This is a genomic window from Streptomyces tricolor (genome assembly GCF_002155905.1).
GTDB classification, from domain to species: domain Bacteria; phylum Actinomycetota; class Actinomycetes; order Streptomycetales; family Streptomycetaceae; genus Streptomyces; species Streptomyces tricolor.
This window is the reverse complement of the sequence record NZ_MUMF01000676.1, coordinates 1-7,775: the sequence shown is the minus strand read 5'-3', so window position 1 is coordinate 7,775 and position 7,775 is coordinate 1. Positions and strand designations below refer to the sequence as shown.

The 7,775-nt window shown below is 71.6% G+C and carries 7 protein-coding genes; 6 read left to right on the top strand and 1 reads right to left on the bottom strand.

Annotated features, from left to right (window positions below; genetic code table 11):
* Positions 1 to 249: RidA family protein (locus CCN44_RS37150; RefSeq protein ID WP_143650262.1), on the top strand; the 249-nt coding region annotated here is incomplete at its 5' end.
* A 20-nt stretch (positions 250 to 269) separates the two neighbouring features.
* Positions 270 to 764: a GNAT family N-acetyltransferase gene (locus tag CCN44_RS37145; RefSeq protein WP_189397386.1), complete on the top strand. Its 495-nt coding sequence runs from the start codon at positions 270 to 272 to the stop codon at positions 762 to 764.
* Positions 765 to 775: 11 nt separating this feature from the next.
* On the opposite strand, the gene CCN44_RS37140 is transcribed toward CCN44_RS37145, so the two are convergent.
* The gene (locus CCN44_RS37140; protein WP_059254199.1) at positions 776 to 1,357 is read right to left on the bottom strand and encodes an adenylosuccinate lyase; all 582 of its coding nucleotides are present in this window, start codon (positions 1,355 to 1,357) and stop codon (positions 776 to 778) included.
* Between the two features lie 391 nt (positions 1,358 to 1,748).
* On the opposite strand from CCN44_RS37140, the gene CCN44_RS37135 reads away from it, so the two are divergent.
* From CCN44_RS37135 to CCN44_RS37120, 4 genes are all read left to right on the top strand, one after another.
* Positions 1,749 to 3,563, top strand: a complete 1,815-nt coding sequence (locus CCN44_RS37135; RefSeq protein ID WP_086703122.1) for a 3-hydroxyacyl-CoA dehydrogenase family protein — start codon at positions 1,749 to 1,751, stop codon at positions 3,561 to 3,563.
* A gap of 160 nt (positions 3,564 to 3,723) precedes the next feature.
* Positions 3,724 to 4,539, top strand: a complete 816-nt coding sequence (locus CCN44_RS37130; protein ID WP_059255356.1) for a TetR family transcriptional regulator — start codon at positions 3,724 to 3,726, stop codon at positions 4,537 to 4,539.
* 439 nt (positions 4,540 to 4,978) lie between these two features.
* Positions 4,979 to 6,316: a crotonyl-CoA carboxylase/reductase gene (ccrA, locus tag CCN44_RS37125; RefSeq protein ID WP_189397387.1), complete on the top strand. Its 1,338-nt coding sequence runs from the start codon at positions 4,979 to 4,981 to the stop codon at positions 6,314 to 6,316.
* A gap of 18 nt (positions 6,317 to 6,334) precedes the next feature.
* Positions 6,335 to 7,775, top strand: a 1,441-nt coding sequence (locus CCN44_RS37120; RefSeq protein WP_086703128.1) for a methylmalonyl-CoA mutase family protein, incomplete at its 3' end; no start/stop codon positions are given.

Below are 7,775 nucleotides of genomic sequence, written 5' to 3'. Positions count from 1 at the left end.
GCGGCCCAGGCCCGGCAGGTGTTCGAGAACCTGCGGCGCTGCCTGGCCGCCGCGGGCGCCGGTTTCGCGGACGTCGTGAAGCTGACCTACTTCGTGACGGACATGGCCCACATGCCGGCGGTCCGCGCAGCCCGCGCCGCCCACATACCCGACGACCGCCTGCCCGCCTCCTCCGCGGTGCAGGTGGCCGCGCTGGTCGCGCCGGAGTTCCTGCTGGAGGTCGAGGCGCTCGCGGTGGTGGCCGCGTGAGCGCCCTCACGGTCCGGGAGATGCGGCGCGCCGACTGCGACCGCGTCTCCGAGATCCGGATCCGCGGCTGGCAGCACGCCTACCGGGGGCTCATGCCGCAGCCGTACCTCGACGGGCTCAGCGTCACGGCGGACGCCGAGCGGCGGCGGGCCGGGTTCGGGCAGGGCGACGGCTCGGTGGTGAACCTGGTCGCCGAGCGGGACGGCACGGTGCTCGGCTGGGCGGCGTTCGGGCCGTACCGGGACGGCGGCACCCGCACCGGGGACGCCGAGCTGTACGCGCTCTACGTCGACCCGGCCCACTTCGGCGGCGGGATCGGGCGGGCGTTGCTGGCCGCGTCGGTCGAGCGGTGCCCGGCGAGTCCCCGGATGCTGCTGTGGGTCCTGAAGGGCAACGCCCCCGCCCGCCGCTTCTACGAGCGTGCCGGGTTCCGGCCCGACGGGGCCGAGGAGCCCTTCGAGGTGGCCGGCGTGCCGGTGCCCGAGGTGCGGTACGCGCGCACGCTGGGCGGCTGACCGGGCGTCGGTCAGCGGGGCTGCTGCTGCGGGATCCGGGCCAGCGCGTGCACCGCCGCCTCGGCGAGCGCGGGGTGTGCGAGGGCCTCGCTCAGCACCCGCCGGGCGCGGGCGTCGCCGAGTGCGCCCAGGCCCTCCACGCAGGCCAGGGCCACCCGCCGGTAGGGGTCGTGCGGGCGCAGCCGCCGCTCCAGGGTGGTGATCAGCGCGGGCACGGACTCGGGGGCGCGCAGGGCGACCAGCAGCCGTACCGGGTGCAGGGCGTAGGCGACGCGGAGTTCGTTGGTGGCGAGGGCGGCGGCGGCCCGGGCGGTGCGCGGGTCGCCGAGCCGGGCGAGGGCGTGCGCGGCGGACGCGCAGCGCGGCGGGTCGCGGTGGTTGAGCAGCAGCACCAGGGACTCGAAGGCGCGCCGGTCGCCCGCGCGGCCGAGCCGGAACGCGGCCAGTTCCCTGGCCCACAGCGGCTGTCCGGGCGCGGTGAGCACCTCCGCCAGTTCGTCGTGGTCCTCGGTGGTCAGCAGGCGGTCGAACCCGGCCGAGCCGGCCGCCTCCTGCCGTAAGCGTTCCGTGAGCGATCGCAACTCTTCGTCCACGAGGTCCAGCGTAGGCGGGTCGCGGCCGGTGAGGGAGGTACATCACAAAGTCGGTTTCCGCCGGAGGGCTGGCGCGCTCGTTACCCGCCGGTTAAGCTCATACGAGCGAGTAACCCTCTCGCACTTCCGCTGGCGACGGTTTGGTGACGCGGCCGTCGCGAGCGAGCATCTGTCGGTTCGGTACGCCGTGTGTACCGCAGTACGACCCGGCTTCGGGACAGAGCCGGTCGGACGTTCCGCCACTCCCGGGCGTGTGCACGCCCGTGGCACCGGCGGCACCGGGCGTGTGCGCTCGCAGCCCGGCAACACCCGCACTCTCCTCGCACCGCGGTGCGCCCTCGGGCGCACCCGGCGCGCTCCTCGTCGTCACCCTCATTCCTGGAGTCCCGCGATGGCCACTCCCCTGTCCCCCCAGTCCGGCCCCTCTCCGTCCCCGCTGAAGACGATCGCCGTCGTCGGCCTCGGCACGATGGGCACCGGCATCACCGAGGTCCTCGCGAAGGCCGGCCGCGAGGTGATCGGCATCGACCTCAGCGAGGCCCAGACCGCGAAGGCGCTCGCCGCCGTGGAGGCCGCCACCGCCCGCGCCGTGGAGCGCGGCCGGCTCACCGAGGAGGAGCGCGCCGGGGCGCTGGGCCGGGTGCGCACCGCCACCGACCTCGCCGCGGCGGCCGACGCCGACCTCGTCATCGAGGTGGCCCCGGAGTCGTACGAGATCAAGCAGCAGATCTTCCGCGCGCTGGACGGCATCGTCCGCCCCGAGACCATCCTGGCGACCGGCACCAACGCGCTGTCCGTGACCCGGCTGGCGGCCGACTCGGCCCGCCCCGAGCGCGTGCTCGGCCTGCACTTCTTCAACCCCGCGCCGGCCATGAAGCTGGTGGAGGTCGTCTCCTCGGTGCTGACCGCGCCGCAGGCCGTCGCCGCCGTGACCGATCTCGCGATCGAGCTGGGCAAGGAGCCGGTGGCGGTCGGCGACCGGCCCGGCTTCGTCGCCGACGGGCTGCTGTTCGGCTACCTCAACCAGGCCGCCGCGATGTACGAGGCCAAGTACGCCTCCCGCGAGGACATCGACGCCGCGATGCGGCTCGGCTGCGGCCTGCCGATGGGGCCGCTCGCCCTGCTGGACCTGATCGGCATCGACACCGCGCGCACCGTCCTGGAGGCGATGTACGCCGAGTCCCGCGACCGGCTGCACGCGCCCGCCCCGATCCTCAAGCAGCTCAGCGAGGCGGGCCTGACCGGCCGCAAGTCCGGGCGCGGCTTCTACACGTACGAGGCGCCGGGCAGCAGCGCCGTGGTGCCGGACGCGCTGACCCCCGCGGCCGACGGCGCGCTCGCGCCGGGCCGCGAGGTCCGCTCGGTCGGTGTCGCCGGCTCCGGCACCATGGCCTCCGGCATCGCCGAGGTGTTCGCCAAGGCCGGCTACGACGTCGTCCTCGCCGCCCGCAGCGAGGAGAAGGCGCAGGCCGCCAAGGCCCGTATCGGCACGTCGCTCACCCGCTCCGTCGACAAGGGCCGGCTGACCGCCGAGGCCGCCGCGCAGATCCTGGAGCGCATCACCCCGGCGGGCTCCTACGACGCCTTCGCCGAGGTCGACCTCGCCGTCGAGGCGATCGCCGAGGACCTGGAGATCAAGCGGCAGCTGTTCGCCACCCTGGACAAGGTGTGCAAGCCGGGCGCGGTGCTGGCCACCACCACCTCGTCACTGCCCGTCGTCGCCTGCGCCCGCGCCACCTCGCGCCCGCAGGACGTGATCGGCATGCACTTCTTCAACCCCGCGCCGGCGATGAAGCTGGTCGAGGTGGTCCGCACGGTGCTGACCGCCGACGACGTGCACGCGACGGTCCGCGAGGTCTGCGGGCGGATCAGGAAGCACCCGGTGGACTGCGGCGACCGGGCGGGCTTCATCGTCAACGCGCTGCTCTTCCCGTACCTGAACAACGCGATCAAGATGGTGCAGGAGCACTACGCGTCCCTGGACGACATCGACGCGGCGATGAAGCTCGGCGGCGGCTACCCGATGGGCCCGTTCGAACTGCTGGACGTGGTCGGCCTGGACGTCTCGCTGGCCATCGAGAAGGTGCTGCACCGCGAGTTCCGCGAGCCGGGCCTCGCTCCGGCGCCGCTGCTGGAGCACCTGGTGGCCGCGGGCTGCCTCGGCCGCAAGACCGGCCGTGGCTTCCGCGAGTATGCCCGCCGCTGACGGCGTCGGCGACTGGTTCCGGACGCAGCAGGACTGGGGCGGACTGCTCGACCCGGGCGGTTCTCCCCGGTCCGCCCGGCCCGGCACTCCCCCGCCCTCCGGGGGCGGGGGACACCCCGGACCTGCGCATCAACCGGTGCGCATGCAGTACGTTCGGGTCATGTCCCAGCCCGCCAAGTCCTCACGTACACCAGCTACGCCCGACGCGCCGGAAAGTGCCGCAGGCAGTCGCGCCGCCGCCCAGCGGCTCAAAATGCGCCGAGAACTGGCGGCAGCAGCCATGGAGCTGTTCGCGACCAAGGGGTACGAAGCCACCACCGTCGACGAGATCGCCGCCGCCGCCGGGGTCGCCCGGCGCACCTTCTTCCGCCACTTCCGCTCCAAGGAAGAGGCGATCTTCCCCGACCACGACGACACGCTGGTCCGGGCGGAGGCGGTCCTCAACGCCGCCCCCGCGCACGAGCACCCGCTCGACACCGTCTGCCGGGGCATCAAAGAGGTCATGAAGATGTACGCGGCCCGGCCGGAGATCTCGGTCGCCCGCTACAAGCTCACGCGCGAGGTGCCCACCCTGCGCGAGGCCGAGATCGCCTCCGTCGCCCGCTACGAGCGCCTGTTCACGCGCTATCTGCTCGGCCACTTCGACGAGCACGCGCACGCCGACGACGCCAACGACGATCCGCTGCTGGCCGAGGTCGCCGCCTCGGCGGTGGTCACCGCCCACAACCACGTCCTGCGGCGCTGGCTGCGGGCGGGCGGCCAGGGGGACGTGGAGGCCCAGCTGGACCACGCCTTCGCGATCGTGCGCAAGACCTTCGGCACCGGGATCGGGGCCGGCCGCGAGAGCGCTCCGCGGCCCCCGCAGGCCGCCACCGCCGCCGCGCAGGGGGAGGTCCTGGTGACGGTGGCCCGGACCGATGCCCCGCTGGACGAGGTGATGCGCACCATCGAGCAGGCGTTGAAGGAACGCTCCTGAGCGGTCCGGCCGCGACGACGTGGGCGAGCGAAACGGGCGGTGGGCGNNCGCCCACCGCCCGTTTCGCTTGCCCGCCTTCTGATCGAGGTCTGAGGGACCTGATCGATCATCGCTCATCTGTTACGTAAAGATTTCATCTGAGAGCAATTTTTGGCACTCAGTGCCTTGCCACCTGACACGCGGTGTCATACGTTGAGGGAGTCCGGGCGGCCGGCGAGCAGAGACCGTTCGCTCGCCGGCTGTCCCCGCAAGCCCACGGCCTGCGCGCCCGGACGCCTGCGTCACAGGCACCCTCTCGCGCCACAAAGCGCTGCCGAAGCACCACCGAGCCGAACCGACGGCCCACCCTCGAAAACCCTCAGCAGCACTCATCGCAGCACCGACGATCCCCCAGCGCCCCTCCCTCAGGGCGCTCACCGCCGGAGGCAACACCGTGACCGTGAAGGACATCCTGGACGCGATCCAGTCGAAGGACGCCACGTCCGCCGACTTCGCCGCCATTCCGCTCCCCGAGTCGTACCGCGCGATCACCGTGCACAAGGACGAGACGGAGATGTTCGCGGGCCTGGAGACCCGCGACAAGGACCCGCGCAAGTCGATCCACCTCGACGAGGTGCCCGTGCCCGAACTCGGCCCGGGCGAGGCCCTGGTGGCCGTCATGGCCTCCTCGGTGAACTACAACTCGGTGTGGACCTCGATCTTCGAGCCGGTGTCGACGTTCGCCTTCCTGGAGCGCTACGGCAAGCTGTCGCCGCTGACCAAGCGCCACGACCTGCCGTACCACATCATCGGCTCCGACCTCGCGGGCGTCGTGCTGCGCACCGGCCCCGGCGTCAACGCCTGGCAGCCCGGTGACGAGGTCGTCGCGCACTGCCTGAGCGTCGAGCTGGAGTCGCCCGACGGCCACGACGACACCATGCTCGACCCGGAGCAGCGCATCTGGGGCTTCGAGACCAACTTCGGCGGCCTCGCGGAGATCGCGCTGGTCAAGACGAACCAGCTGATGCCGAAGCCGAAGCACCTCACCTGGGAGGAGGCCGCGGCCCCGGGCCTGGTGAACTCCACCGCCTACCGCCAGCTGGTCTCCCGCAACGGCGCCGCCATGAAGCAGGGCGACAACGTGCTGATCTGGGGCGCGAGCGGCGGACTCGGCAGCTACGCCACGCAGTTCGCGCTCGCGGGCGGTGCCAATCCGATCTGTGTCGTCTCCTCGCCCCAGAAGGCGGAGATCTGCCGCTCGATGGGCGCCGAGGCGATCATCGACCGCAACGCCGAGGGCTACAAGTTCTGGAAGGACGAGCACACCCAGGACCCCAAGGAGTGGAAGCGCTTCGGCAAGCGCATCCGCGAACTCACCGGCGGCGAGGACATCGACATCGTCTTCGAGCACCCCGGCCGCGAGACCTTCGGCGCCTCGGTCTACGTCACCCGCAAGGGCGGCACCATCACCACCTGCGCCTCGACCTCGGGCTACATGCACGAGTACGACAACCGCTACCTGTGGATGTCGCTGAAGCGGATCATCGGCTCGCACTTCGCCAACTACCGCGAGGCGTACGAGGCCAACCGCCTGATCGCCAAGGGCAAGATCCACCCGACGCTGTCGAAGACGTACTCCCTGGAGGAGACCGGCCAGGCGGCGTACGACGTCCACCGGAACCTGCACCAGGGCAAGGTCGGCGTGCTGTGCCTCGCGCCCGAGGAGGGCCTCGGCGTCCGCGACGAGGAGATGCGCGCGCGGCACATCGACGCCATCAACCGCTTCCGGAACGTCTGAGGCACCGGAGAGTCATAGATGACAGAGCGTCAGAAGGACCGTCCGTGGCTCATGCGGACGTATGCCGGCCACTCGACGGCCGAGGCGTCCAACGAGCTGTACCGGCGCAACCTCGCCAAGGGCCAGACGGGTCTGTCGGTGGCGTTCGACCTGCCGACGCAGACCGGCTACGACCCCGACCACATCCTCGCCCGCGGCGAGGTGGGCCGGGTGGGCGTGCCCGTCGCGCACCTCGGTGACATGCGCCGGCTGTTCCAGGACATCCCCCTGGAGCAGATGAACACCTCGATGACCATCAACGCCACGGCCATGTGGCTGCTGGCGCTCTATCAGGTCGTCGCGGAGGAGCAGGGCGCGGACATCACCCAGCTCCAGGGGACGACCCAGAACGACATCGTCAAGGAGTACCTGTCCCGCGGGACGCACGTCTTCCCGCCGGGTCCCTCGCTCCGGCTGACGACGGACATGATCGCGTACACGGTCTCCCACATCCCGAAGTGGAACCCGATCAACATCTGCAGCTACCACCTGCAGGAGGCCGGGGCCACACCGGTGCAGGAGATCGCGTACGCGATGTCCACCGCGATCGCCGTCCTGGACGCGGTGCGCGACTCCGGCCAGGTGCCGCAGGAGCGCATGGGCGACGTGGTCGCCCGGATCTCCTTCTTCGTGAACGCGGGCGTCCGCTTCATCGAGGAGATGTGCAAGATGCGGGCGTTCGGCCGCATCTGGGACAAGGTCACGCGCGAGCGGTACGGCATCGAGAACCCCAAGCAGCGCCGCTTCCGGTACGGCGTCCAGGTCAACTCCCTCGGCCTGACCGAGGCGCAGCCGGAGAACAACGTCCAGCGGATCGTGCTGGAGATGCTGGCCGTGACCCTGTCGAAGGACGCACGCGCACGTGCCGTGCAGCTGCCCGCCTGGAACGAGGCCCTGGGCCTGCCCCGGCCCTGGGACCAGCAGTGGAGCCTGCGCATCCAGCAGGTGCTCGCCTACGAGAGCGACCTGCTGGAGTACGAGGACATCTTCGAGGGCTCGAAGGTGATCGAGGCGAAGGTGGACCAGCTGGTCGCGGACGCCCTCGCGGAGATGGACCGCATCGAGGAGATGGGCGGCGCGATGGCCGCCGTGGAGTCCGGCTACCTGAAGTCGCAGCTGGTCGCCTCGCACGCCGAGCGCCGGGCCCGGATCGAGTCCGGCGAGGAGAAGATCGTCGGCGTCAACATCTTCGAGGGCACCGAGCCGAACCCGCTCACGGCCGACCTGGACACCGCGATCCAGACGGTGGACCCGGCCGTCGAGAACCGGGTGATCGAGTCCCTCCGGCACTGGCGGGACACCCGCTACCAGCCGCCCTTCAACCACCCGCGGCCCTGCAAGGCGCTGGAACGGCTGAAGGAGGCCGCCAAGGGCACCGACAACCTCATGGAGGCCACGCTGGAGTGCGCCCGCGCGGGCG